General features: G+C 70.1%; 23 protein-coding genes and 1 tRNA gene. 16 read left to right on the top strand and 8 right to left on the bottom strand.

What is annotated here, in order from left to right; genetic code table 11:
- Window positions 1-200: 200 nt before the first annotated feature.
- Window positions 201-452 (top strand): hypothetical protein, encoded by a 252-nt coding sequence (locus LZ686_RS06815; RefSeq protein WP_349547345.1) that lies wholly within the window; start codon window positions 201-203, stop codon window positions 450-452.
- A 40-nt stretch (window positions 453-492) separates the two neighbouring features.
- Here the strand turns inward: LZ686_RS06815 and LZ686_RS06810 are convergent.
- The 3 genes from LZ686_RS06810 to leuB form a co-directional block, all read right to left on the bottom strand.
- Window positions 493-569, bottom strand: a tRNA-Pro gene (locus LZ686_RS06810).
- Window positions 570-618: 49 nt separating this feature from the next.
- A complete protein-coding gene (locus LZ686_RS06805; protein WP_084693835.1) occupies window positions 619-1,569 on the bottom strand; it encodes a DMT family transporter in 951 nt (316 codons plus the stop codon).
- Window positions 1,570-1,575: 6 nt separating this feature from the next.
- Window positions 1,576-2,697: a 3-isopropylmalate dehydrogenase gene (leuB, locus tag LZ686_RS06800; protein ID WP_295165613.1), complete on the bottom strand. Its 1,122-nt coding sequence runs from the start codon at window positions 2,695-2,697 to the stop codon at window positions 1,576-1,578.
- Between the two features lie 172 nt (window positions 2,698-2,869).
- Here leuB and LZ686_RS06795 point away from each other — a divergent pair, with 172 nt between their 5' ends.
- The 7 genes from LZ686_RS06795 (at window position 2,870) to LZ686_RS06765 (ending at window position 10,142) form a co-directional block, all read left to right on the top strand.
- Complete coding sequence (locus tag LZ686_RS06795) at window positions 2,870-3,373, top strand: hypothetical protein (protein ID WP_187427291.1); 504 nt, start codon at window positions 2,870-2,872, stop codon at window positions 3,371-3,373.
- Window positions 3,374-3,461: 88 nt separating this feature from the next.
- Window positions 3,462-4,649, top strand: a complete 1,188-nt coding sequence (locus tag LZ686_RS06790; RefSeq protein WP_349547344.1) for an MFS transporter — start codon at window positions 3,462-3,464, stop codon at window positions 4,647-4,649.
- Window positions 4,642-5,670 (top strand): glycosyltransferase family 4 protein, encoded by a 1,029-nt coding sequence (locus tag LZ686_RS06785; RefSeq protein ID WP_349547343.1) that lies wholly within the window; start codon window positions 4,642-4,644, stop codon window positions 5,668-5,670. The genes LZ686_RS06790 and LZ686_RS06785 overlap by 8 nt, the downstream gene beginning before the upstream one ends.
- Complete coding sequence (locus LZ686_RS06780) at window positions 5,667-6,284, top strand: glycosyltransferase family 29 protein (RefSeq protein ID WP_127897505.1); 618 nt, start codon at window positions 5,667-5,669, stop codon at window positions 6,282-6,284. The genes LZ686_RS06785 and LZ686_RS06780 overlap by 4 nt, the downstream gene beginning before the upstream one ends.
- Window positions 6,285-6,368: 84 nt before the next feature.
- Window positions 6,369-8,327 carry a M28 family peptidase gene (locus LZ686_RS06775; protein WP_349547342.1) on the top strand — a complete coding sequence of 653 codons (1,959 nt, stop codon included), beginning with the start codon at window positions 6,369-6,371 and terminating at the stop codon, window positions 8,325-8,327.
- 189 nt (window positions 8,328-8,516) lie between these two features.
- Complete coding sequence (locus LZ686_RS06770; protein ID WP_045981957.1) at window positions 8,517-9,539, top strand: aspartate-semialdehyde dehydrogenase; 1,023 nt, start codon at window positions 8,517-8,519, stop codon at window positions 9,537-9,539.
- A gap of 3 nt (window positions 9,540-9,542) precedes the next feature.
- The gene (locus LZ686_RS06765; protein ID WP_045981956.1) at window positions 9,543-10,142 is read left to right on the top strand and encodes a DedA family protein; all 600 of its coding nucleotides are present in this window, start codon (window positions 9,543-9,545) and stop codon (window positions 10,140-10,142) included.
- 22 nt (window positions 10,143-10,164) lie between these two features.
- On the opposite strand, the gene LZ686_RS06760 is transcribed toward LZ686_RS06765, so the two are convergent.
- Window positions 10,165-10,812, bottom strand: coding sequence for a carbonic anhydrase (locus tag LZ686_RS06760; protein WP_046000489.1), 648 nt, complete (start codon window positions 10,810-10,812; stop codon window positions 10,165-10,167).
- Between the two features lie 140 nt (window positions 10,813-10,952).
- Here LZ686_RS06760 and LZ686_RS06755 point away from each other — a divergent pair, with 140 nt between their 5' ends.
- From LZ686_RS06755 to LZ686_RS06745, 3 genes are read left to right on the top strand one after another with little or no spacing between them, the layout of a single operon-like run.
- Window positions 10,953-11,330, top strand: a complete 378-nt coding sequence (locus tag LZ686_RS06755; RefSeq protein WP_045981954.1) for a hypothetical protein — start codon at window positions 10,953-10,955, stop codon at window positions 11,328-11,330.
- Window positions 11,331-11,387: 57 nt separating this feature from the next.
- Window positions 11,388-12,758, top strand: coding sequence for a leucyl aminopeptidase family protein (locus LZ686_RS06750; protein WP_349547341.1), 1,371 nt, complete (start codon window positions 11,388-11,390; stop codon window positions 12,756-12,758).
- Window positions 12,758-13,582: a C40 family peptidase gene (locus tag LZ686_RS06745; protein ID WP_349547340.1), complete on the top strand. Its 825-nt coding sequence runs from the start codon at window positions 12,758-12,760 to the stop codon at window positions 13,580-13,582. The genes LZ686_RS06750 and LZ686_RS06745 overlap by 1 nt, the downstream gene beginning before the upstream one ends.
- On the opposite strand, the gene truB is transcribed toward LZ686_RS06745, so the two are convergent.
- Genes truB through rbfA form a run of 3 tightly spaced genes read right to left on the bottom strand, consistent with a single transcriptional unit; the run spans window position 13,572 to window position 15,684 of the window.
- Entirely contained in the window at window positions 13,572-14,465 is an 894-nt protein-coding gene (gene truB / locus LZ686_RS06740; RefSeq protein WP_349547339.1) for a tRNA pseudouridine(55) synthase TruB, read from the bottom strand. The two genes, LZ686_RS06745 and truB, sit on opposite strands and share 11 nt — an antisense overlap.
- Window positions 14,466-14,525: 60 nt before the next feature.
- A complete protein-coding gene (locus LZ686_RS06735) occupies window positions 14,526-15,275 on the bottom strand; it encodes a phosphodiester glycosidase family protein (protein WP_502921988.1) in 750 nt (249 codons plus the stop codon).
- Complete coding sequence (gene rbfA / locus LZ686_RS06730) at window positions 15,265-15,684, bottom strand: 30S ribosome-binding factor RbfA (RefSeq protein ID WP_045981949.1); 420 nt, start codon at window positions 15,682-15,684, stop codon at window positions 15,265-15,267. Before rbfA ends, LZ686_RS06735 begins: the two co-directional genes overlap by 11 nt.
- Window positions 15,685-15,756: 72 nt before the next feature.
- Here rbfA and dapB point away from each other — a divergent pair, with 72 nt between their 5' ends.
- Window positions 15,757-16,596, top strand: a complete 840-nt coding sequence (dapB, locus tag LZ686_RS06725) for a 4-hydroxy-tetrahydrodipicolinate reductase (protein WP_349547338.1) — start codon at window positions 15,757-15,759, stop codon at window positions 16,594-16,596.
- Here the strand turns inward: dapB and LZ686_RS06720 are convergent.
- Window positions 16,587-17,186, bottom strand: coding sequence for a COG3650 family protein (locus LZ686_RS06720; protein WP_349547337.1), 600 nt, complete (start codon window positions 17,184-17,186; stop codon window positions 16,587-16,589). The two genes, dapB and LZ686_RS06720, sit on opposite strands and share 10 nt — an antisense overlap.
- A gap of 99 nt (window positions 17,187-17,285) precedes the next feature.
- On the opposite strand from LZ686_RS06720, the gene tsaE reads away from it, so the two are divergent.
- From tsaE to addA, 4 genes are read left to right on the top strand one after another with little or no spacing between them, the layout of a single operon-like run.
- The gene (gene tsaE / locus LZ686_RS06715; protein WP_349547336.1) at window positions 17,286-18,662 is read left to right on the top strand and encodes a tRNA (adenosine(37)-N6)-threonylcarbamoyltransferase complex ATPase subunit type 1 TsaE; all 1,377 of its coding nucleotides are present in this window, start codon (window positions 17,286-17,288) and stop codon (window positions 18,660-18,662) included.
- Window positions 18,650-19,315 (top strand): nucleotidyltransferase family protein, encoded by a 666-nt coding sequence (locus LZ686_RS06710; protein ID WP_349547335.1) that lies wholly within the window; start codon window positions 18,650-18,652, stop codon window positions 19,313-19,315. The genes tsaE and LZ686_RS06710 overlap by 13 nt, the downstream gene beginning before the upstream one ends.
- Window positions 19,308-22,256: a double-strand break repair protein AddB gene (gene addB, locus LZ686_RS06705; RefSeq protein ID WP_349547334.1), complete on the top strand. Its 2,949-nt coding sequence runs from the start codon at window positions 19,308-19,310 to the stop codon at window positions 22,254-22,256. The genes LZ686_RS06710 and addB overlap by 8 nt, the downstream gene beginning before the upstream one ends.
- The gene (gene addA, locus LZ686_RS06700; RefSeq protein WP_349547333.1) at window positions 22,249-25,620 is read left to right on the top strand and encodes a double-strand break repair helicase AddA; all 3,372 of its coding nucleotides are present in this window, start codon (window positions 22,249-22,251) and stop codon (window positions 25,618-25,620) included. The genes addB and addA overlap by 8 nt, the downstream gene beginning before the upstream one ends.
- Window positions 25,621-25,667: the final 47 nt, after the last annotated feature.

The raw sequence follows: 25,667 nt of genomic DNA, 5'->3' as shown, positions 1-25,667 counted from the left end.
TGGGGAAGAAGGGCTGGAGCCGCGCCATCTGCGCGTCGGTCAGCCAGAAAAGGTTGCTCATCGATCAGGTCTCCTTGAGGAGCCTGAATCATGCCGAACGCGCAGGATCAATGGGTCCTGACCCTAGCTTGGACGTGCGCTTGCCTTTTGCCTGCTGCGATTTTGCATAATCCGCATAATGCTCTCGAAAGAGGAGCCCATTGGCGATCACCGTGCCTACCAAGAACACGATGACTGCTACAATGATGAGAACTATTGTGGTGTCCATGCACCAAAGCATGCCGCCTTCCACAGCAGAAGCAATGTGTATTCCGCAATTTCGCAGCGCGACATGTGATGCAGCTATAGCTTATAAAGCCAAAGACAGCTTTGGGCTCTTCGCGTCGATGCTGCGCCGAGCGCTGACCGTCCGCTCTTATGAAGTAGCAAAGCTTGAGAAGCAGACTGCCTGACAGAAAAGGCAGAACTATGTGCCACAGAACATCGGGGAAATGGTCGGAGCGAGAGGATTCGAACCTCCGACCCCCTGCTCCCGAAGCAGGTGCGCTACCAGGCTGCGCTACGCTCCGACCGTAGGACGGGCAGGTAGCGCGACGATCCGGAGAATGCAAGCCCCCATCAGCGACGGGGGGCCCACAATCTTTGCAGGATCGTCGATTTCGGCGCCGTCACCGTCTCGGCGCGCAGGCGGGCGCTGGTCGCGGGGCGATTGGCGCTGACGCCGCGGCCTTCGCGCCAGACGATGTAGATGCCCGAGGCGATGATCACCCCCGCGCCCAGCAGGGTGGCGGGGTCGACGCCCTCTCCGAACAGGAACCAGCCATAGCCGGTCGCCCACAGGATCTGCGAATACTGCATGGGCGCCACGATCGCGGCCTCTCCGGTGCGATAGGCCATGATGACCAGGAACCCGCCCATCAGGCCAAGCCCCGCGATGATGCCGGTCATCGCCAGATGCACCAGCTCCATCGGCTGATAGCTGACCGACAGCGCCGCGCCGGTCGCGAAGAAGTTGCCCAGCATCGGCCACATCATCAGCACCATCGGGCGTTCGGCCCGGCCAAGGCGGCGGATGATTACCGCGGCCAACGCGCTGGCCGTGGCGCCGGCCATCGCGGCGATGTGGCCCAACTGGATCTCTTGCCCGCCCGGGCGCAGCACGATCAGCACGCCGGTCAGGCCGACGATGACGGCGGCCCAGCGGTGCCAGCCCACCCTCTCGCCCAGAAGCGGGATCGACAGGATGGTGATCAGCAGGGGCGTCGTGAACAGGATCGCATAGACCTGCGTCAGTGGCAGGGTCGAGAAGGCGAAGAACCCCGCCATCCCCGCCACCACGGCGCACAACGTGCGCAGGATGACCCAACCCGGATTGGCCGGGCGCAGCGTGCCGGGCTGGGGGTCGCGCATCAGCACGATGCTGACCAGCGGGAACGACAGCAGCGATGCGAAGAACAGGATCTGCATCGCCGGATAGATGGCACCCAGCGACTTGATCACCACGTCATGCGTGGCATAGAGGCCCATCGCCGCAAGCTGCAGCAATGCGCCTCTGACATTGGCGGTCAGGGCCAATCAGGCCTCCAGCGCGGCGACGATGGCATCGCCCATCTGCGCCGTGCTGATCGGGGTGCCGCCTTCGGGCCCCATCAGGTCGGCGGTGCGCAGGCCGTCGGCCAGCACACGCTCGACCGCGGCCTCCAGCGCGTCGGCCGCGGCACCCTCGCCGAAGGAATAGCGCAGGGCCATGGCGAAGGAGAGGATGCAGGCGATCGGGTTGGCCTTGCCCTGCCCCGCGATGTCGGGTGCCGATCCGTGGACCGGTTCGTACAGCGCCTTGGGCCGGCCGTTCGCCATCACCGCGCCCAGCGACGCGGACGGCAGCATGCCCAGCGAGCCGGTCAGCATCGCCGCCGCGTCCGACAGCAGGTCGCCGAACAGGTTGTCGGTCACGATCACGTCGAACTGGCGCGGCGCGCGCACCAGCTGCATCGCGCCGTTGTCGGCATACATGTGCGACAGGGCCACGTCGGGGTATTCGTTGTCATGCACCCACTGGACCTCCTCGCGCCAAAGGATGCCCGATTCCATCACGTTGGCCTTTTCCATCGAACAGACCTTGTTGCCGCGGGCGCGGGCCAGCTCGAAGGCGGACCGGGCGACGCGGCGGATCTCTCCGCTGGTGTAACGCTGGGTGTTGATGCCGACGCGGCCACCCTCGTTGTCGGGATTGTTGTCGTCGGAATGGATGCCGCGCGGTTCGCCGAAATAGACGCCTGAGGTCAGCTCGCGCACGATCAGGATGTCCAGGCCGGCCACGACCTCGCGCTTCAGGCTGCTGAAGTCGGCCAGCGCGTCAAAGCACTGCGCCGGACGCAGGTTGGCGAACAGGTCCATCTCCTTGCGCAGGCGCAGCAGGCCGCGTTCGGGTTTCACGCTGAAATCCAGGACGTCGTATTTCGGGCCGCCGACCGCACCCAGCAGGACCGCATCAACCGCCTGAGCCTTGGCCATTGTCGCATCCGCCAGGGGCACGCCATGCACATCATAGGCCGCGCCGCCCACCAGGTCATGGGTCACGTCGAAGGTCATGCCGCGGTTCGCCTGGAACCAGTCGATGACCTTGACCACCTCGGCCATGACTTCGGGGCCGATCCCGTCGCCGGGCAGGATGAGAAGCGAATAGCGGTCGGACATGATCCCTCCTTCAGGTGCCAGCCGCGACAGCGCAGGCTGCGGCTTCGGGTTAGACGCCGCCCGCCCTAGGGTCAAGCGCGGCGGGGAACGGGCGCTCACGACAGTTTGCCTTGCGCCCGGGGGGCTGCTGGTCGACCCTGTCGCCCGACCAGCCCTGTGAATGAGGAATGCGATGACCCGCTGGACTGTCCTGATGATCGCCGCCGCGGCGGCGCTGACGCAACCCGCCCTGGCGCAGACCTCGGACGGGGTGCCGGGCGACCGGGTCGTGGTACCGCTGCCGGACGTGTCTGGGCTGTCCGACGACGAGGCGCAGGCGCTGGCGCGCGACGTCGCGCAGATGACCGTGATCACCGCGGAATGCCCCGAACACGATGTCAGCGGTCCGGAATTTCAGCTGATGGCCGGCACCACTGATGCGCTGACCGAACGGCTGGGGCTGGACCCGGTCAGCTATGACCGTGACTATGTCCGCCCGGCCTTTGCCGTGGTCGAGGAGGCGGATGCCTGTGACCGCCTTGGCCCGCAGGTTCCCGAACTGATCGCCCGGCTGGAGGGGATGGGCGGCAGCACCCAGCCCGTGACGCCGGGCCTGGCCGAGGCCGCCGCCGCCAAGGCCGCCGCCGCGGGCACCAGCGACACGGCCCCCGACCCGGAAGCCGCCCCCGCCGAATAACGCCCCGCCGCCCCCGGCGTGATTTGCACATCTTGCAGCTTCCGCGTCCTTGGCCCAGCGTGGCGCCGGGGAACGGAGGAACGAATTCATGCTCAAGGCCGGATTGGTCAGCCTGGTGCTGGCCTATATGCTGTCGCAATTCTATCGGGCCTTTCTGGCCGTGCTGGCCCCGGTGCTGCAGGATCAGGTCGGTGCCGGCCCTGGCGATCTGGCCCTGTCATCGGGGCTGTGGTTCATCGCCTTCGCGCTGATGCAGCTGCCAGTGGGGGCGGCGCTGGACCGGTTCGGACCGCGCCGCACGGTGGCGTGGCTGATGGCGGTGGGCGGGGCCGGAGGCGCGGTGATCTTTGCGACGGCAGACGCGCCGTGGCACCTGCATCTGGCGATGACCGCGCTGGGCATCGGTTGCTCTCCGGCGCTGATGGGGCCGTATTTCATCTTCGCGCGCGAATACCCGCCCGCGTCCTTCGGGATGCTGGCCGGGGTGCTGGTGGGGTTCGGATCGCTGGGCAACATCCTGGGTGCCTCGCCCCTGGTCTGGGTGATCGAGGCCGCGGGGTGGCGCCAGACCCTGTGGGGTCTTGCGGCCGTGACGCTGATGGTGGCCGCGCTGGTCCTGGCGGCGGTGCGCGACCCGGCGCGGCTGGGCGCGGGGCATCCGCAGGGCTCGATCGGTCAGATCCTGCGCCTGCGCGCGCTGTGGTTCATCGTGCCGCTGTTCGGCGTGAACTATGCGGTGACGGCGGCGATCCGCGGATTGTGGGCCGCCCCCTGGCTGGAGCAGGTGCATGGCGCCGACGCGACCCAGATCGGCCGCGTCACGCTGGCGATGGGGCTGGCCATGGTCGCGGGCAGCTTTGCCGTCGGACCCGCCGCGCGCCTGGCGGGCAGCGCACGCCGTGCGACGATGCTGTTTTCCGCGGTGATGATCGTCACGCTGGCGGTGATGTGGCAGGCCCCCGCCCTGCCCCTGCCCACAGTGACCGCGCTGCTGGTCGTGCTCGGGTTCTTCGGGTCGGCTTATCCCTTGCTGATGGCGCATGGACGATCGTTCCTGCCACCACATCTGGTGGGACGCGGGATGACCTTCCTCAACATGATCTCCATCGGCGGGGTCGGGGTGATGCAGTTCGCGTCGCGCCCGGTCTATGCCGCGGCACAGGGTGCCTATGCGCCCGCGCAGGCCTTCGCTATGCTGTGGCTGTTCTTCCTGATCCCGCTGGCGATCGGGTTCCTGCTGTATTTCCTGACGCCCGAGGCCGCCGCCCATGACTGACCCGCTGATCGTCGCACCGAACCTGAAACGTCGCCTGTCCGGGGTGACGGCGACGGTGGTGCGGCTGATCCCGGTCCAAGCGCGGATGATCGACATCCGCGCGACCGGCCCCGGCCTGCCCGCGGATGTCCCGCACATTCCCCTGGTGCGCGCGGCCACCCTGCCCCGCGACCGATGGCGGGTCTGGCACGCGCGCCGCAACACCGAGATGGCGCTGGGCCTGATCCTGCGTCGCCTGCTGCGGCGCCGGTACCGCCTGCTGTTCACGTCCGCCGCGCAGCGCCGGCACACCGGCTTCACCCGCTGGCTGATCCGACAACAGGACGCACTGATCGCGACCTCGCCCCAGGCGGCCAGCTATCTGGAACGTCCCGCGACCGTGATCCTGCACGGGGTCGACACGGACGTGTTCCACCCCGCCCCGGACCGTGCCGCTTTGCGCGCGCGGCTGGGCCTGGACCCGGACGCGGTGCTGATCGGCTGCTTCGGCCGCATCCGTGCGCAGAAGGGCGTCGATCTGCTGGTGCAGGCGGGGCTGGAACTGCTGCCCTCGCGCCCGCGGGTGCAGATCATCTTCACCGGCCGCATCACCCCCGACAACCGCGCTTTTGCCGATGACCTGCAGGCGCGCATCAAGGCGGCCGGGCTGGACGGTCGCATCCGCTTCCTGGGGGAACTGCCGTGGGACCAGGTGATCGCGCATTACCAGGCGCTAGATCTCTTTGCCGCCCCCGCCCGGTGGGAGGGCTTCGGCCTGACGCCGCTGGAGGCCGCCGCCTGCGCCGTCCCCACCGTCGCCGCCCGCGTCGGCGCCTACGAGGCGCTGATCCGCGACGGCCAGACCGGCAGCCTGGTCCCGAAAGATGACGCCCCCGCCCTGACCGCCGCGCTGGCCCGCTGGCTGGACGACGACGCAGGCCGCGCCGCGGCGGGTCAGGCCGCCCGCGCCCATGTCACCGCGAACCACGCCATCGAGGGCGAGGCGCGGGCCATCGTCGACATCTATCGGTCGCTGCTGTGAACCGGCTGGCCTTTGCCACGGCGCGCCTGATGCGCCGCGACGCGCCCCTGGCCGCGCTGTCGGTCCCGCAATCCGCGCTGCTGGCCGACCTGTCGGGCCGCCATGTCGCGCTGATCGGCAATGCCCGCGCGCTGGCCGATCAGGCCCACGGGGCACGGATCGATGCCGCCGACAGGGTCGTCCGCATCAACCGCGCGCCGATGCCCAGCCCTGCCAGCCACGGTACGCGCACCGACTGGCTGGGACTGGCCACGCGCCTGCCGGACGCGGACCGTGCGCGCCTGGACCCCGGCCGCATCCTGTGGATGTCGCCCAAACGCAAACGGTTGGACTGGGACAGCGCGTCCAGCCCCGGCTTCTACCTGCACCCCCTGGCGGATATCGACATGCTGGCCGGGCGGCTGGGCGCGCCGCCCACGACGGGCGCGATGCTGATCGACCTGTGCCTGCGCAGTGATCTGGCATCGCTGACGCTCTATGGTTTCGACTTCTTCGCCAGCCTGTCGCTGTCGGGACGGCGCAATGCCGCGCAGGTGCCGCATGATTTCGCGGCCGAGGGCGCCTGGGTCGCCGATCTGTTGCGCCAGGACCACCGTCTGACGCTGATCCGTTGAGGCGGCCTTGCACGTGCTGCGCGCTGTGCAATCCTGTGGGCTTCCCCCGCGCGGGGGACACCAAAAAGCAGGCAGGGAAACCCCATGAGAACCATCAAGGCCGCCTTGGCCTCCACGGCGCTGATCTGCGCCACCCCGGCATTGGCGCAGGATTTCGGCGCCTATGGCTATGATACGATGCGCGACTTGGCGCTGAATTATCCGGGCCGCTTCACGGGCGCGCCGGACAGCGGTACGACCTTCTTCAATGCGGCCCAATACATGCGCGACCGCCTGTCCTTCGGCAGCAACGCGGTCGTGCGTCAGGACTTCACCGCCACCAGCCGGTCTGGCGCCACGCTGGGCCCGTCGCAAAACCTGGTCGTGTCGATGCCCGGCGCCAGCGACCGCTTCATCGTGGTGGGGGCGCATTTCGACAGCGCCGGAACATCGCCCGACCTGCAGGGGGTCGACGACAATGCCTCGGGCGCGGGGGTGCTGACCGAACTGGCGGCGCACATGACCGGGTTGTCCACCGATGTCGGCCTGGAGTTCGTGGCCTTCGGCGCCGAGGAGGTCGGCCTGCAGGGGGCGGCCCATTACGTCGACGCCCTAGGCGGCCGCCGCGACGACATGGCCGGGATGATCAACATCGACAGCCTGATCACAGGCGACTTCATGTATGCCCATGCCGGGACCGAGTACCTGGAGAACCCGGCGCTGCTGTCGCTGTGGACCCGCGCGCACGCCATCGCGGACGAGCTTGGCATCGATCTACGCAGCAACCCCGGACGGAACCCGGACTATCCGATCAACACCGGCTGCTGTTCCGACGCCGCCGTGTTCGAAGGCTACGGCATCCCGATCCTGTGGCTGGAGGCGACGAACTGGGACTTGGGCGATCTGGACGGCTATACCCAGACCGACAATCCGCTGATCCCCGGCGGTTCGACCTGGCATGACCCGACCGAGGACAACTGGGACTTCCTGCTGGCGGCCTTGGGCCCTGAGCGGTTCGAGCAGCGCATGCGCGACTATGCCCGCATCCTGACCCGCCTGCTGGTCGAGGAGACGGGCGCCGACCTGGTGGCGTCGTCCCAGGACGCGGCCCTGTCGGCGGCCCAGATCGCCGATCTGGCCACCCGACAGCAGGCTGACCTGGCCGCCCTGTCGCTGCGCGCGACGCGTGACCGCCTGGGCGCGGATGCGCCCTTTGGCCAGATCACGCCCTCGATCGCGGTTCAGGGCCTGGCCACGCCGGACAGCAGCGCGACCTTCGGGCGCGACGGCGGGGCTGCGCTGATGGCGCGGGCAGGCGCGTCGTACCAGGTGGCCCCCGGCCTGTCCCTGGGCGGCCAGCTGGCCTATGCACGCACCGGCGACGACCTGCGCAGCGGCGACGACCTGGAATCGACCGGCTATCAGCTGTCGCTGGACGCGGCCTATGCGATGAACGACGACTGGGTGATCGGCGCGGTCAGCTGGGGCAAGTCGGACCTTGAGGGCACGCGCGACTTCGTGCTGCGCTCGGGCCTGGGCGCGACCATCGTCGAACGGGATTTCGACTGGTCGACCAACGCCTATACCCTGGGCGCGCGGGTCCAGGCCGGGCGCGACTATGCGCTGGCATCGGGCGTGACCTATGGTCCGGTCGTGGGGCTGGATTACAACCGCACCCGGATCGGCGGCTTTTCGGAAGGGTCGGGCGACCGCCGCGCGGTCACCTATGCAGGCCAGGCCATCGAAAGCCTGGAGGTCCAGCTGGGCGGTCGCGTCGGCACCGATCTGGCCGTGGCCGGGCGCGACGTGACGCTGTCGGCGCAAGGCACGCTGGTCCACGACCTGGCCGAGGGCGCGCCCTCGCGCATCCGCGTGACGGACAGCACCGGCAACGACCGCCGCGTGACGCTGGATGGACAGGACCGCAACTTTGCCCGCATCGGCCTGTCGGCCCAAACGGCCCTGTCCGACCAAGCCGATGCCTGGGTGACGCTGGACAGCCGCATCGGCCATGACGCCGGATCGCAGGCGACCGTCGGCGCGGGCCTGGGCCTGCGGTTCTGAAAACCGCTTGTGCGCGTCCGGTCAGCCGGGCGCGCACAAGCCGTCCCTGCGGCGTTTCGCGGCAATCGCCGGGGCCGCCCGACCTGTTGCCGGAACCCCGCGGCCGGGTGCGGACCTGCAACGCGCGCTGGCGTTGCGCGGCCGTTTGCGGTAAATGCCCCCGACCGCAGAAAAAGGAGCTCCCCCGAAATGGGTTACAAAGTCGTCGTCGCCGGCGCCACGGGCAATGTGGGCCGCGAAATGCTGAACATCCTGGACGAACGCCAGTTCCCCGTGGACGAGATCGCCGTGCTGGCGTCCCGCCGCAGCCAGGGCACCGAGGTCAGCTTTGGCGACAAGACTTTGAAGATCAAGGACATCGAGCAGTTCGACTGGACCGGCTGGGACATCGCGCTGTTTGCCATCGGATCGGATGCGACCAAGATCCACGCCCCCAAGGCCGCGGCCGCCGGCTGCGTGGTGATCGACAACTCCTCGCTCTATCGCTACGACGCCGACGTGCCGCTGATCGTGCCCGAGGTGAACCCCGACGCGATTCAGGGCTATGCGAAAAAGAACATCATCGCGAACCCCAACTGCTCGACCGCGCAGATGGTCGTGGCGCTCAAGCCCCTGCATGATCGCGCCCGCATCAAGCGCGTCGTCGTCTCGACCTACCAGTCGGTCAGCGGCGCGGGCAAGGAGGGCATGGACGAGCTGTGGGACCAGACCAAGGGCATGTACGTGCCGGGTCAGGAAAAGGAACCCAAGAAGTTCCAGAAGCAGATCGCCTTTAACGTGATCCCGCAGATCGACGTCTTCATGGAAGACGGCGCGACCAAGGAAGAATGGAAGATGGTCGCCGAGACCAAGAAGATCATGGACAAGTCGATCAAGGTCACCGCGACCTGCGTCCGGGTCCCCGTCTTCGTCGGCCATTCGGAATCGATCAACATCGAGTTCGAGGATTTCCTGGACGAGGACGAGGCCCGCGACATCCTGCGCGAGGCGCCCGGCGTCATGGTGATCGACAAGCGCGAGCCCGGCGGCTACATCACCCCCGTCGAATGTGTGGGGGAATACGCCACCTATGTCAGCCGCATCCGCCAGGACGGCACGGTCGAGAACGGCCTGAACCTGTGGTGCGTCAGCGACAACCTACGCAAGGGTGCGGCGCTGAACGCGGTGCAGATCGCCGAACTGCTGGGCAACCGCATCCTGAAGAAGGGCTGATCCTTGTTCGAATGGATCACCGGCCTGCTGGAAAGCGGGGGAGCCTGGGCGATCTTTGCCCTGATGCTGCTGGAAAACATCTTTCCGCCGATCCCGTCGGAACTGATCATGCCGCTGGCGGGGTTCAACGCCGCCCGCGGCGGCACGCCCCTGTGGCTGGCGATCCTGGCGGGCGGGGTCGGATCGACCCTGGGCGCGTGGTTCTGGTACGTGATCGGGGTGGCTTACGGCCCGGCGCGGATGCGCCGCGTCGTGGTCCGCTATGGCCGCTGGCTGACGCTGACGCCCAACGAGCTGACCTCGGCCGAGGGCTGGTTCGCCCGGCATGGCGGGGCCGCGGTCTTCTTCGGCCGCTTCCTGCCCACGATCCGCACGCTGATCTCGGTCCCCGCGGGGCTGGCGCAGATGCCGGTGGGGCGGTTCCTGCTGTTCACCGCCATCGGCAGCTTCATCTGGACGGGCGGGCTGGCCATCGCCGGCTATGTCCTTGAAAACGGCTATGAGGCCGTCAGCCACCTGATCGATCCGCTGTCCACGGCGATCGTTCTGGGCTTTGTCGCGTTGTATGTCTGGCGGGTCATCCGCTGGCGGCCCGACGCCTGAAGACGCGCCGGGCGGGCGGGTGTCAGATCGACACCCACCGCCTGCCGCCGTCATCGGCCTGCAAAAGTGTGCCTTCGCTGATGTCGTGCAGCAGACCGTGCAGCGACATTTCCCCGGACTCGACCGCCGCGCGGACGAAGGGGAAGGTCATCAGGTTCTCCAGCGACACCAGCACGGCCTCGCGCTCCAGCGCGTTGACCTGTTCGGCTTCGGGCAGGTCCTTCACGCGGTCATAGCCGGGGCGCAGAATGTCCATCCAGCGACCGACGAAGCTGGTCTTCTCCTCCAGTTCGGGCGCGGCGCCCGAACACATCGCGTGGCATCCCTTGACGCCGCCGCAATTGGTGTGGCCCACCACGATCAGATGCGCGACCTTCAGCGCCGTGACGGCGTATTCGACCGCCGCCGAGGTGCCGTGCTGCAACCCGTCGGGCGCATAGGCCGGCACCAGGTTGGCGATGTTGCGGTGAATGAAGAACTCGCCCGAATCGGCGCCGAAGATGCTGGTCACGTGCACGCGGCTGTCGCAGCAGGAGATGACCATCGCGCGCGGGCGCTGTCCTTCGGTCGCCAGCCGGCGGAACCAGGCCGCGTTCTCGGCATAGGACGTCGCCTTCCAGCCGTGGAAACGCTTGACCAGATATTGCGGCAACGGAGACAGGTCGTTCATCTGGCACCTCGCTTTCTGACAGGGGTGATAGGCCGGGATTGAGACAAATTCGAGCCTTTTCTTGATCCCGCCTCAAGGCTTTCTTCACCGCTTGCCCCGCATGGTCGGCGCGTGCGGGGACAGATCCCCTGGAGGTGCGGATGGCACAAATTTCGGCTTTGGCCATATCAGAGGCGGTCCGCGTGGACAGCCGCCGCGTCGCGGAAATCGTGGCCGAGCTGGGCGAGACATCGGCCCAGCATGTCATCGGCCTGGCGCTGGAACAGCTGGCGGCGGCGCTGACGGCGGTGGACGGTGCGCTGGACGACGCGGACCTGGCACAGGCGGCGGCGCATGCCGAACGCATGTCGCGCTTGGCCTGGCAGATCGGCCTGCTGTCGCTGGCGGGCGTCGCGATGGACCTGGGCAGCACCGCCGAACGCGGCGACGTGCCGGCGCTGGCCGCGATCCGCGCGCGCCTGCTGCGGGTGGGCAACCGGTCGCTGACGGCGATCTGGGACCGGACGGCTCTGGCCTGAGGTTGCAGTCGGGGCACGGTGCTGTAGGCTGTGCGCCGAACTGCCAAGGACCTGCCCATGACCCCCGAATTCGCGCCCGCCTCTGATGCCACCCTGCCGCTGTGGCTGGTCTGGACCGGCGACCCCCTGCCCCAGGACGCGGGCGACTGGCCCCAGGCCTGCGGGTTCGCAGCCAAGGCGGGACAGCTGTGCCTGCTGCCCGATGCGTCGGGCGGGCTGCGCGGCGCGATCATGGGCCTGGGCGAGCGCGCGCAGGCCGGCCGCGACCGGTTCCACCTGGCCCGCGCCCATGCCCTGCCCAAGGGCGACTGGCATCTGGCCGGCATCCCGCAGGGTCTGGACCCCGATCAGTTGGCGCTTGGCTGGCTGCTGGGCCAGTACCGGTTCACCCGCTACAAGGGCGCGCCGGTCCAGGGGCCGCGGCTGGTCTGCCCGGAAGGCGTGGACGCCGACCGCCTGCTGGCCATCACCGCGGGCGAATTCCTGACCCGCGACCTGATCAACACCCCTGCCAGCGATCTGGGCCCCGACAAGCTGGAGGCCGCCGCGCGCGGTCTTGCCAACGATCTGGGCGCGCGGGTCGAGGTGATCTGCGGCGGCCAGCTGCTGAAGCAGAACTTTCCCCTGATCCACGCGGTCGGCCGCGCCGCCGCCTGCGAGCCGCGACTGATCGACATCCGGCTTGGCGATGCGGGGCCGATGCTGACCATCGTCGGCAAGGGCGTGTGCTTTGACACCGGCGGGCTGAACTTGAAACCCGGCGCCTCGATGGGGCTGATGAAGAAGGACATGGGCGGGGCCGCGACCGCGCTTGGCCTGCTCAAGATGCTGGCGCGCAGCGGCGCGGCATCGGGCCTGCGCCTGCGGGTGCTGATCCCGGCGGTCGAGAACAGCGTCGCGGGCAACGCCTTCCGCCCCGGCGACGTGCTGGCCAGCCGCAAGGGCCTGTCGGTCGAGGTGAACAACACCGACGCCGAGGGTCGCCTGGTGCTGGCCGACGCCCTGACCTATGCGGCCGAGGAAAGCCCCGACCTGATGATCTCTCTGGCGACGCTGACGGGGGCGGCGCGGGTGGCGCTTGGTCCCGACCTGCCGCCGCTTTACTGCGACGACGACGCGACCGCGACCGCGATCCAGGCCGCCGGGATGCAGGTCGGCGACCCGGTCTGGCGGATGCCCTTCTGGGACGCGTATGAATCGCTGATCGAACCCGGCATCGCCGATCTGGACAACGCCCCCGCGGGCGGAATGGCCGGGTCGATCACCGCCGCCCTGTTCCTGCGCCGCTTTGCCGAGGGCGCGGGACGCTATGCGCATTTCGACATCTATGGCTGGCAGCCCACCGCCGCGCCGGGCCGCCCCAAGGGCGGCGTCGGGCAGGGCGCGCGCGCGATCCTGGCCGCGCTGCCGCAGATTTTGGCGCGCTGATGGATCGCCGTCTGACGCCCGCCACCGACCGCGTGGCCCTGGACAGCCTGCGCGGCGTCCTGGACCGGCCGTCCTTCGTGCCGGGACAGCCCGCACGGGTGATCATTCCGGTGGTCGACCTGCTGGACGCCCCCGAAGGCCGCCGCGACCGGCAGCTGAACTTCGGGGCCGACGTGACGGTGATCGACCGCGAGGCGGGGATGAGCTTTGTGCGCGCGGCGCTGGACGGCTATTGCGGCTGGATCGCCGACACCGCGCTGAGCGGCAGCCTGCCGCCCATCACCCACCGCGTCACCGCGCCGGCCACCCATGTCTATCTGGAACCCGACATGAAGCGGCCCGAGCGGTTTTCGCTGTCCCTGGGCGCGCGGGTGTCGGTCACCCAGGTCCAGGGGCGCTTTGCCACCTTGGCGACCGGCGGCCATGTCCCGGTCCAGCATCTGGCCGACGGCCCGGCCGGCGACCCGGTTCCGGTCGCGGAAAGCCTGCTGGGCACACCCTATCTGTGGGGGGGAAACAGCCGGGCGGGGATCGACTGTTCTGGGCTGGTGCAGGCCGCGCTGACCGCCTGCGACATCGCCTGCCCCGGCGACAGCGACCTGCAGCGCGCGATGTTCGCGCCGACCGACACGATCGCGCGCGGCGACCTGCTGTTCTGGCCGGGCCACGTGGCGATGGCCGTGTCGGCGGATCTGATGATCCACGCCACCGCCTGGACCATGTGCGTCACGTTCGAGCCGATCCGCGACGCCATAGCCCGCATCGACGCGGCGGGCGAGGGGCCCTTTCTGGGCGCCCACCGCCCCGGTGGCATCACAGGTTGAACACCCGGTCGGGCTGAACCATGCCGCCCTGATAACGGCCGATGCAGACCGGCCCCCTGGCGTCCTGGACCCAGACCAGCTCGCCCCATTCGGCGCCGCCGGTCACTTCTCCGGGATTGCCGTTGCGGATGCGGATGCCGCCTTCGGTCGTGGCGCGCAGCATGGGCAGGTCGGCCAGGCCCGTCTCCAACGGCAGCATCTGCGTTTCCAGCCAGTCCAGCGCGTCACGGTCGACGCGATCGAAGGCCACCCCGGCGCTGGCCTCGAAGGGGCCGGACCAGGTGCGGCGCAGATGCGCGACATGGCCCAGACAGCCCAAGGCCCGGCCCAGGTCGCGCGCGATCGAGCGGACATAGCCGCCCTTGCCGCAGACCATTTCAAGGCGGGCGGTGTCGGCCTGGGCTTCCAGCAGGGTCAGGCTGTCGACCCACAGCGGGCGCGCGGCCAGCTCCATCTCGACCCCCTCGCGGGCCAGGTCATAGGCGCGCTCGCCCTCGACCATGACGGCGGAAAAGGCGGGCGGGACCTGCATGATGTCACCGGTAAAGCCCGCCAGCGCCGCCTCGACCTGCGGGGCGGTGGGGCGGTCATCGCTGGTGCGGACCACGCTGCCGGACGCGTCGTCGGTGGTCGTCTCGGACCCCCAGTTCACCACGAAGTCATAGCATTTCAGCGCGTCGGTGACGATCGGCACGGTCTTGGTGGCCTCGCCCAGGGCGACGGCCAGGACGCCGGTCGCGTCGGGGTCCAGCGTGCCGGCATGACCGGCCTTCTTGGCGTCCAGCGCCCAACGCACCTTGGCCACGACGGCGGTCGAATTGACGCCCGCGGGCTTGTCCACGATCAGCCAGCCGTTGATGTCCCGGCCCTTCTTGCGCGCCATGATCACTCCTGAAAAAACAAGGGCCGGGGGATAGACCCGCGGCGGGCAGGGGTCAACCGGTCACTCGACCAGGCCGATGATCGGACCCATGCTGCGCCCGAAATCGGCCCGGTTCACCGACGGCGCATAAAGCCGCGAGATCGAGCCGTCGAAATACAGCGCATCGCGCACGCCCAGCCCGTCGCGGAAGAACCGCCCGAATTCGTGGAACGTCACCGGCCTGTTCGAGATCGCGAACCATGCGGTCTGCCCGTCGGGCGACACGCCGACCCCGTTGCGGATATAGCGGCTGTCGCTGTCGGCCAGGAACCGCGGATGCAGATCGCCGTCGATGACCAGCATCGGCCCGGACTGGCTGGCCAGTCGGCAGTCGGGGCGCGTCTCGGCAAAGCTGACGCTTTCGATGACCTGGAAGGGTTGCGCGCCGCCGGTACAGAAGACGCCGTTGGGCAGCATCCCGAAATTGTCGCGGCTGGCGCCGGTGACGATGGGCGACAGTTCGACCCTGTCGACGACCAGCAGACCCACTGGACGGTAATCGGCATGGAACATGCCCGCATTCATGGCAAACGACAGCGTCTGACCCGCGTCCAGCGTGCGGCGGACATTGGCGAAATTGCGCAAGGGCGCGCCGTCGGGGCCGTCCTGGAACAGCCGCAGGGCGGGTTCCTGCGCGGCCTCGACCTGGCACAGCACATAGCCCTGGCCATCATGGTCCACGCGTTCGCATTGCGCGGCCCCCGACGGCAGCGCCATCGCGACCAGCATTCCGACCGCCGCCGCCGCCAGACGCGGCAGATCAGGCGTCATCGTCGTCCCGGTCCGGGGCGGCGACGTCGCGGCGCACGCGCTCGTCCTCGAACAGGCGGCGGGTGTCGTCCATGCGGTCGAAGGTCTCGTCCAGCTGGAACCGCAGCTCGGGCGCGAATTTCAGCGTCATGGCCTTGGCGACCAGATGGCGCAGTTCCGGCGTGTTGCGGCGCAGCGCGGCCAGCGCCTCGGGCGCGTCGCGGCCGCCCAGCGGCAGCACATAGGCCGTCGCCACCTTGAGGTCGGTCGACATCGACACCTCGGCCACGGTGATGGAATGACGGTTCAGGTCGGGGTCGTGCACGTCCGCGCGCGCAAGCACGTCGGCGAGGGTGCGACGGATCAGTTCGCCCACGCGCAGCTGGCGCTGCTTGGGGCCCTGACCTTGGGAATTGCGGTTCTGTGCCATGCGTCCCGATGTAGGGGGTCGCGGCGCGGGCCGCAACCTTGTATCACGCCCCAAAGCCAACAGGGGTGGACCATGAGCGATTTGCAGAACACCGATCAGCCGCAACGGCCGGGCGTCGTGGTGACCGGCGCATCGGGCCGCATGGGCCGGATGCTGATCCGCCTGATCCTGGACAGCGACCACCTGCGGCTGGTCGGCGCGCTGGACCGCGCGGGCCACGACTGGATCGGGCAGGACATCGGCACGGCGATGGGCGGCGCGGCGGCCGGCGTCACGGTCAGCGACGATGCGGTGACGGCCATCGCGCAGGCGCAGGCGGTGATCGATTTCACCAGCCCCGATGCGACGGTGGCGTTCGCCGAACTGACCGCGCAGGCGCGCGCCGTCCACGTCATCGGGACCACCGGGCTGGAACAGCGGCACCTGGACGCGCTGGCGGCCGCCGCCCGCCACGCGCCGATCATCCGCGCCGGCAACATGAGCCTGGGCGTGAACCTGCTGGTCGGGCTGACCCGCAAGGTCGCCGCCGCCCTGGGCACGGACTGGGACATCGAGGTGGTCGAAAGCCACCACCGCCACAAGGTCGACGCCCCGTCGGGCACCGCCCTGATGCTGGGAGAGGCCGCGGCCCAGGGACGCGGCGCCCCGCTGGACGACCTGCGCGTTCCCGCCCGCGACGGCATCACCGGGGCCCGCGCACCGGGCAGCATCGGATTCTCCGCCATCCGCGGCGGTGACGTGGTGGGCGAACATGACGTGATCTTTGCCGCCGACGGTGAACGGATCGTCCTTCGCCACCTGGCGACCGACCGCGCGATCTTTGCCCGCGGCGCGATCCGCGCGGCGGTCTGGGGTCAGGACAAGGGTCCGGGTCAGTACGACATGATGGACGTGCTGGGCCTTCAGGGCTGAATCGAGCAGCACCCCGACAGCATCCGCGGGGCATCGCCGTGGATCACCACATGCGCGCGCATCCCGAACAGGCGGTCGGACATGCCGTCGGAACACAGCTGCGGGATGGCGGTCAGGGTCAGCCCATCGGCCACCACCGCGCGGGTCGGATCGCGAAAGATGCCGGTGGACAGCACCGCCCGGACGGGGCGCGTGTCCTCGGGCATGTCGGGGCCGCCCAGCACAACGCTGTCGCCCTGCGGGATGACGGCCCAGAACGGTTCCGTGCCGAAACACTGGAACCCCGTGGGCAGGGCGCCGTCCTGCCAGACGTCGACGCGGTAATCCAGATAGCGGTCCGACACCCAGCCCGACCCCTCTCCGGTGTTCACGCGCGACCAGCCGGCGCGCTGTTCGACCACCTCGATGCGGGTCGCATCAAAGGCCAGCGAGCCGATGATCGGGGCGGAGGCATCCGGCTCGGCCCGGATGTTCAGCACGTCGTCGGCCTCGACCCGCGCCACGTCGAACAGGGTGGGCAGGATGTATTCCTGGGTGGCCAGCGCAGGCCCCGACAGGGCCAACGTCAGGGCAAGGGCAATGCGCAGCATGGGGCCTCCGATCGGTTTCACCGCCAGCCTAGCGCATTCGCGCGCGCCGTCCATCCACGGCCTGTTTCCCCCGCCCGCGCGACAGGCTAGAACCGGGGCATGAACACGCGCCTGATCGCCTCCGAGACCCTGACCGCAGCCCTGGCCCGGATGCTGGCCGCACAGATCGCGCCCCCGGCGACGATCCTGCTGGACGGACCGGTGGGGGCGGGCAAGACGCATTTCGCCCGCGCCTTCATCCGCGCCCGCCAGGGCGATGCGGCCGAGGACGTGCCGAGCCCGACCTTCACCTTGGTCCAAACCTACGACGACCCGATGGGCACGCAGATCTGGCATGCCGACCTGTACCGTCTGACCGACCCGTCGGAATTGACCGAGCTGGGCCTGGACGAGGCGATGGAGGACGCCATCTGCCTGATCGAGTGGCCCGAACGGCTGGACCATGTGCCGCCCGGCGCGATCACCATCGCGATCAGTGCCGACCCGGACCCCGACCTGCGCCGCATCGACATGGCGTTCCCCGGCGCGGACCGTCTGGCGGCGCGGGCGGCGTTCGTCGTGGCGGCAGGACATGGCGACGCGCCGGTGCTGCCCTTGGCGGGCGACGCCTCGGCCCGGCGGTATTTCCGGCTGCCGGGGGTGGGCGTGCTGATGGACGACCCGTCGGGGTCCGTGGGGCCGTTCCTGACGATGACCGACTGGCTGCGCGGCCGCGGGTTCGGCGCGCCCAGGGTCCTGGCGCAGGACGCCGATCAAGGGTTCCTGCTGCTGGAGGATCTGGGCGACGATCTGGTGGCCCGGGTGCTGGCCGACAGGCCCGATCTGGGTCTGCTGATCCACGACCGCATCACCGACCTGCTGGTCGACCTGCACCGCCAGCCGGTCCCCGCTTTCGTGGCGCCGCTGGACGGGCCGGCGATGGGCGATCTGGCGGCGCTGTTCGTCGATTATTATCCGGGGGCCGACCTGCCGGACCTGCCCGCGCTGATCGCCGATCTGCACGACCGCCTGTGCGGCGATCTGCCCCCCGCCATCAGCATGCGCGATTTCCATGCCGAGAACCTGGTCTGGCGCGGCGACGCGCCCCTGGGCCTGCTGGACTATCAGGACGCGGTGGCCGCGCATCCGGCCTATGACCTGGTATCCGCCCTGCAGGACGCGCGCCGCGACGTGGACCCGGCAACGGAACAGGCACAGATCGCCCGCTATCTGGCCGCGACCGGCCTGGCCGAGGCCCCGTTCCGCGTGGCCTATGCCCTGATCGGCGCACAGCGGGCGCTGCGCATCCTGGGTGTCTTTGCCCGGCTGGCGATCCGGGACGGCAAGCCGCGCTATCTGGCCTTCATGCCGCGGGTCTGGGCGCATCTGCAGCGCGACCTGGCGCATCCGGCGCTGGCGCCTCTGCGGGCCATGCTGGCGAACGTGCCCGCCCCCGACGCCGCCCTGCGCGAAAGGATCGCCCGATGCCGTCCCTGATGATCTTTGCCGCGGGCCTGGGCACGCGGATGCGCCCGCTGACCGACGACCGGCCGAAACCGTTGATCAAGGTCGCGGACCGCACCCTGCTGGACCGCGCGCTGGACCTTGGCCGCGACGCGGGCGCCGCGCCCATCGTGGTCAACACGCATTACCTGGGCGATCAGATCGAACGGCACCTGGCCGGTCAGGAGGTCGCGATCAGCGCCGAGCCGGACCTGATCCTGGACACCGGCGGCGGGCTGCGCCAGGCGCTGCCCCTGCTGGGACCGGGGCCGGTGATGACGCTGAACCCCGACGTGGTCTGGACCGGGCCGAACGTCCTGTCGGCGCTGATGGCGGCGTGGGACGACCGCATGGACGCGCTGCTGGCGCTGGTGCCGCTGGCGCAGGCCACGGCGCGGCAGGGGGCGGGCGATTTCAGCCTGGATGGCGGACGCCTGCACCGGCGGGGCGACTATGTCTATGCGGGCGCCCAGATCATCCGCACCGACCGGCTGGCCGAAATCGGCGATGCGGTCTTTTCGCTGAACCGACTGTGGGATCTGATGATCGCGGACGGGCGCGCGCATGGGCTGATCCATCCCGGCGGCTGGTGCGACGTGGGCTATCCCGCCGCCATCCCCCTGGCCGAGGCGCTGCTGGATGGCTGAGATGCGCGGTCTTTACGCGCTGCCCCCCGGCGTGGATTTTGCCGACGCCTTCGTGCGGGGCCTGCTGGAGCGGATGGCGGACCAGCCGCCCGAGGCGCTGGCCGGGGTCACCGTCTTCGTCAACGCCGCGTCCACGCGCGGGGCGCTGTATCGCGCCTTCGATAGGGCGGGGCCGCTGCTGCTGCCGCAGATCCGGTCGATCACCGGGGTCGATCCGGGGCCCCTGGTCATGCCGGACCCGCCGGTGCCGCCCCTGGCGCGGCGGCTGGAACTGGCGCGGCTGATCGCGCAGATGCTGGCCATGCGTCCCGATCTGGGGGCGGGTCATTCGATCCCGGTGCTGGCGCAGTCCCTGTCCCAGCTGATGGTCGAGATGCAGACCGAAGGCCGCGACCTGTCCGACCTGGAGGCGATCGACACCGGCGATCATGCCCGGCACTGGCAGAACGCGCTGGCCTTCCTGCGCATCGCGGCCCAGTTCCACCTGGGCGATCCGTCCCAGGACCGCCCCGCCCGCCAGCGCGCCGCGGCCGAGGCGGCCTCCCGCGACTGGCCGCAGGGCATCGATCTGCCGCAGGGACCGGTGATCGTCGCGGGGTCCACCGGGTCGCACGGGGCGACGCGTCTGTACATGCAGGCGGTCGCTGCGCTGCCCAATGGCGCGGTGGTGCTGCCCGGTTTCGATTTCGACCAGCCCGCCCCGGTCTGGGACGGGCTGGAGCGCGCCGACGATCATCCGCAGGCGCGGTTCGCGCCGCTGATCGCGGCGGCGGGCTATCCGCAGCGCTGGACCGCGGTGCGGCCGCCATCCGAGGGGCGCAACCGGCTGATCTCTCTGGCGCTGCGGCCCGCGCCGGTCACCGACCAGTGGATCGCCGAGGGCCCCGCCCTGCCCGACCTGATCGCCGCCACCGCGGATCTGACCCTGATCGAGGCCGACCAGCCCGGCCAGGAGGCCGAGACCATCGCCCTGATCATGCGCGACGCGGCCGAACGCGGCGGCGAACAGGTCACGCTGATGGCGGCCGACAGCGGCCTGATCCGACGCGTCACCGCGGCGCTGGACCGCTGGCACATCCGCCCCGACGACAGCGCGGGCCGGCCCCTGCCGCTGACCGCGCCGGGCCTGTTCCTGCGCCAGGTGGCCGCGCTGTTCGGTCAGCCGCTGACCATCGACCGGCTGCTGATCCTGCTGAAGCATCCGCTGACCGCGACCGGATCGACCGCGATCGGTCGAAACGACATGCTGCGCGAGACGCGCGAGCTGGAACTGCAGCTGCGCCGGAACGGCCCGGCCTTTCCCGATGCCGCCACGCTGGCCGATTGGGCGACCAAGGGCAACGGCACGCGCAAGATCTGGGCGGAATGGCTGGCCGCGATGCTGTCGCGCATCACCGCCGTGGCCCGCGACCGGGCGCCGCGGCCCCTGCCCCATCGGCTGGCCGACCTGCTGGGCCTGGCCCAGGCCCTGGCGGCGGGACCGGATGGCGATGCGGAACGCTCTCAGCTGTGGCAGGACAAGGCCGGGCAGATGGCCCGCGCGGTGCTGGACCATCTGGTGGAACACGCGGCGCTTGGCCCCGACATCGGCCCGGGCGACTTCAGCGCGCTGCTGGTCACCGAACTGCAGGCCAAGGCGGTGCGCGACGATGTCGAGGCGCATCACTGCCTGCGCATCCACGGCCCGCGCGAGGCGCGCCTGCACGGCCACGGCACCGTGATCCTGTCAGGCCTGAACGAAGGGGGCTGGCCGCAGGCCCTGTCGCCCGACCCTTGGCTGTCGCGCCAGATGCGCGCCGCCGCGGGCCTGCCCTTGCCCGAACGCCAGATCGGGCTGGCGGCGCACGACTTTCAGCAGGCCGTGGCTGCCGACCGGGTCTATCTGACCCGCGCGAAACGCGATGCCGAGGCCGAGACCATCCCGTCGCGCTGGCTGAACCGGATGCTGAACCTGATGGGCGGGCTGCCGGATCGCGGCGGTCCAGAGGCGCTGGCCCGGATGCGGGCGCGCGGCGCGGAATGGCTGGCCCTGGCGCAGGCCGTGGCGCGGCCCCCCGCCCCGGTGCCCCCGGCGGCGCGCCCCTCGCCCATCCCGCCGCTGCCCCTGTTCCCGGACCTGCCGGTGACGGACGTGTCGCTGCTGATCCGCGACCCCTATGCGGTCTATGCCAAGCGCGTGCTGGGCCTGCGCGCGCTGCCCCCGCTGCGCCCGCAGCCCGACGCGTCGCTGCGCGGCCAGACCCTGCATGCCATCGTCGAGGCGCTGCTGCACAGCCGTCCTACCCCCGACACCCCGCCCGAGGTTCTCAGGGACCGGTTCCTGGCGCTGACCGACCGGGTGCTGGCGGACGAGGTGCCCTGGCCCGCCGCCCGCGCCTTCTGGTCGGCGCGCATCGCGCGGATCGCCGACCGCATCGTCGCGGACGAGCTGACCCGCCTGGCCGAGGGGCGGCCGATGGTCGTGGAGCATCGCGGCAAGGTGCCCGTGGCGGACCTGGGCATCACCCTGACCGCCAAGCCCGACCGGATCGACCTGCTGACCGACAACCGCGTCGTGGTCTATGACTACAAATCCGGCACGCCGCCGACCGACGCGATGATCCGCCATTTCGACAAGCAGCTGATGCTGGAGGCCGCGATGGCGCGCCGCGGCGGGTTCGACGCGCTTGGCCCGGTGGACGTGGCGGGCCTGCGCTACATCCAGCTGGGCGGAGAGGGCAAGACCCACCCGCGCGAGCATGACGACCTGATCGAGGCCGAGACCTGGGACGGCTTCGTCCGCCTGCTGCGGTCCTATGTGACCGGAGAGGCCGGGTTCACCGCGATGCGTGCGCCCCAAAGCACGTCCTATGCGGGCGATTACGATCACCTGGCGCGGTACGGCGAATGGGCGCTGACCGATGCCGCGGCGCCGCGAAAGGTGGGCGATCATCATGGATGAGGCGACGCTGAACCAGATCGCGGCGGCCGATCCGCTGCGCTCGACCTGGCTGACGGCCAATGCCGGGTCGGGCAAGACCCGCGTGCTGACCGACCGTGTCGCGCGGCTGCTGCTGGCGGGGACGCCGCCCGAACGCATCCTGTGCCTGACCTATACCAAGGCCGCCGCGACCGAGATGCAGAACCGCCTTCTGGCGCGGCTTGGAACCTGGGCGATGCTGCCCGAATCCGCCCTGCGTGCCGAACTGGCCCAGCTGGGCGAGGGGGGTGACCCCGACCTGCCCGCCGCGCGGCGCCTGTTCGCCCGCGCGATCGAGACGCCGGGCGGCCTCAAGGTGCAGACGATCCACAGCTTTTGCGCCGCCGTCCTGCGCCGCTTTCCGCTGGAGGCCGGGGTGCCGATGGGGTTCGCGGAACTGGACGACCGCAGCGCCCGCGCCATGCGCGCCGAGATCATCGAGGCGATGGCCGAGGAATCCCACCCCGCCATCGCGGACCTGACCCGCCTTCAGGGGGGCGACGACCTGGACGGGTTCTTGGCCGGGCTGTCCCTGGCCGATTACGCGGACGCCCCCGACGCGGCGGCGATCTGGGCCGCCCTGGACCTGCCCCCCGGCCTGACGGCGGACAGCCTGCTGGCCGGGGTCTTCACGGGCGGCGAAGGTGATCTGGCCGATGCGGTGATCCCGCCGCTGCGGGGCAGTTCCGCCAATGACGTCAAGCTGGCCGAGGCGCTGGCGCAGGTGAACTGGCGCGATCCCGGCATGGACGACCTGTCCCGCCTGTTCGGCTGCCTGCTGTTCGGCGGCAGCGCCAAGGTGCCGTTCGGCGCCAAGACCGGCAAGATCCCGACCAAGGCCATGGCCACCGGCCCCTGCGCCCCCTTCATGGACGATCTGGACGCCCTGATGGAGCGGGTCGAGCTGGCCCGCCCGCAGGCGCTGGCCCTGGCGGCGGCGGAACGCACGCTGGCGCTGCACCGGTTCGGGCATGCCTTCGCGGCGCGCATGAACGCGGCCAAGGCGGCGCAGGGCTGGCTGGATTTCGACGACCTGATCGGCCGCACCGCCGCGCTGCTGGAGGAATCCAGCATGGCGCAATGGGTGCTGTGGCGTCTGGACGGCGGCATCGACCATATCCTGGTCGACGAGGCGCAGGACACCAGCCCCGGCCAGTGGCGGGTGATCCGCCGCCTGACCGACGAATTCACCAGCGGCGCCGGCGCACATGACCGGCCCCGCACGCTGTTCGTGGTGGGCGATCCGAAACAGTCGATCTATTCGTTCCAGGGTGCCGACATCACCGTGTTCGAGGCGATGCGCGACCGCTTCGCCGCCGATTTCCAGGCCGTGCAGGCGCCCATGCAGCAGCGCGGGCTGGCCCACAGCTTTCGGTCGTCGCCCGCAGTGCTGGCGCTGGTCGACGCGGTGTTCCAGGGAGAGGCCGCGACGGGCTTGGGCGATCCGCCCCGGCACGTGGCCTTCAAGGCGGCCCTGCCCGGTCGCGTGGACATCTGGCCCGCTCTGCCCAAGCCCGACAAGACCGACCCCGAGGACTGGACCCGCCCGGTCGATGCGCCGTCCGAAAACGACGCCGACACGCAGTTGGCCCGCCATGTCGCGATCCAGATCCGTGCGATGCTGGGCAGTCCCATCATCGACGCGAAATCGGGCCAGCCACGACCCCTGCATGCGGGCGACATCCAGATCCTGGTCCAGCGGCGCGGCACGCTGTTCGCGGCGCTGATCGCGGCGCTGAAATCGGCGGGCCTGCCGGTGGCGGGGGCCGACCGCCTGCGCCTGGCGGGTGAGCTGGCCGTGCGCGACATCATCGCCACCCTGTCGGTGCTGGCCACGCCCGAGGACGACCTGTCGCTGGCGGCCGCGCTGCGCTCTCCGTTGTTCGGGCTGTCCGAGGACGACCTGTACCGCCTGGCCCATGGCCGTCGGTCGCGCGAATACCTGTGGATGCGCTTGCGCGAATCGTCCCACATGGACGCACAGGCGGTGCTGAACGACCTGGCCGGGCAGGCCGACTATCTGCGCCCGCACGACCTGATCGCCCGGCTGCTGACCCGCCATGGCGGCCGCGCCGCCCTGTTGGCCCGCCTTGGCCCCGAGGCCGTGGACGGCATCGACGAGCTGATGTCCCAAGCCCTGGCCTATGAGCAGGTGGAAACCCCGTCCCTGACCGGCTTCCTGGTCTGGTTGGCCCAGGACGAGGTCGAGGTGAAGCGACAGCTGCCCGGCGGCGCGGGCAGTCTGATCCGGGTGATGACGGTGCACGGGTCGAAGGGCTTGGAAAGCCCCGTGGTGATCCTGCCCGAGACCCAGGTCCGCAAGCCCAACAACCGCCAGGCGCTGGTGCGTCTGGACGACATGCCGGTCTGGCGCGGCGCCGCGCCCGAACGCTGCGACGCGGTCGCGATGGCCGTCGCCGAATGGCAGCGGCGGCAGGAGGAGGAGCGGCGGCGCCTGCTGTATGTCGCGATGACGCGGGCGGAAAGCTGGCTGATCGTGGCCGCAGCCGGCGATACGGGCGAGGGGCTGGACAGCTGGCACGCGATGGTCGCCGAAGGCGCGGGCCGCACCGCGCTGACGCGTCAGGACCTGCCGATCGAAGGCGTCGGCACCGGGCTGCGCCTGTCCTGGGGCGACTGGCCGGCAGAGGCCGAAAGCCCAGCCCCCGATGCGGCCGTGCCGGTCGCGGCGCCGGACTGGGCGCTGCGGATGGCCCCGCCCGCGCCTGATTTCGTAGGCCCGGTGACGGCCAGCGGGCTGGGGGGCGCCAAGGTGCTGGCCGGGACCAGCGCAGGCGACCGCGACGCCGCGATGCTGCGCGGCACGCGGCTGCACCTGCTGCTGGAGCATCTGCCCGCCCATCCTGCATCCGACTGGCCGCGCATCGCCCGTGCGATCCTGTCTGGGGCCGAAGGCGGCCTGCCCGACGCCCCCGACATGGCCGATCTGCTGGACGAGGCCCACGCGGTCCTGTCCGCGCCGGCCCTGACGCAGGTTCTGCAGCCCGGAGAGGGCGCCCGTATCCTGTCCGAGGTCGCGCTGACCGCGCCCGTCGCAGGCCTGGGGACGCTGAACGGGGTGATCGACCGGCTGGTGGTGACCGACGCGCTGATCACGGCCGTCGACTACAAGACCAATGCCGACGTGCCACAGGATGCCGATGCCGTGCCGGAGGGCATCCTGCGGCAGATGGCGGCCTATCGCGCGGCGCTGCGGGGCATCTGGCCGGACCGCCCGATCCGCATGGCGGTGCTGTGGACGGCGACGCGCAGCCTGATGACGCTTCCCGATGCTCTGCTGGACCGGGTGATGGCGGGGTTGGTCAAGGCGACCCCTGCCCCTTGACCCGTCCCCATGCGGCCCATACCTGTTGGACAGAACCCGATATGCCG

The sequence above is a fragment of the Paracoccus sp. NFXS7 genome (assembly GCF_040148865.1).
GTDB lineage: Bacteria > Pseudomonadota > Alphaproteobacteria > Rhodobacterales > Rhodobacteraceae > Paracoccus > Paracoccus marcusii.
The sequence above is the reverse complement of the archived record's forward strand: the minus strand, read 5'-3'. Positions and strand labels throughout refer to the sequence as shown.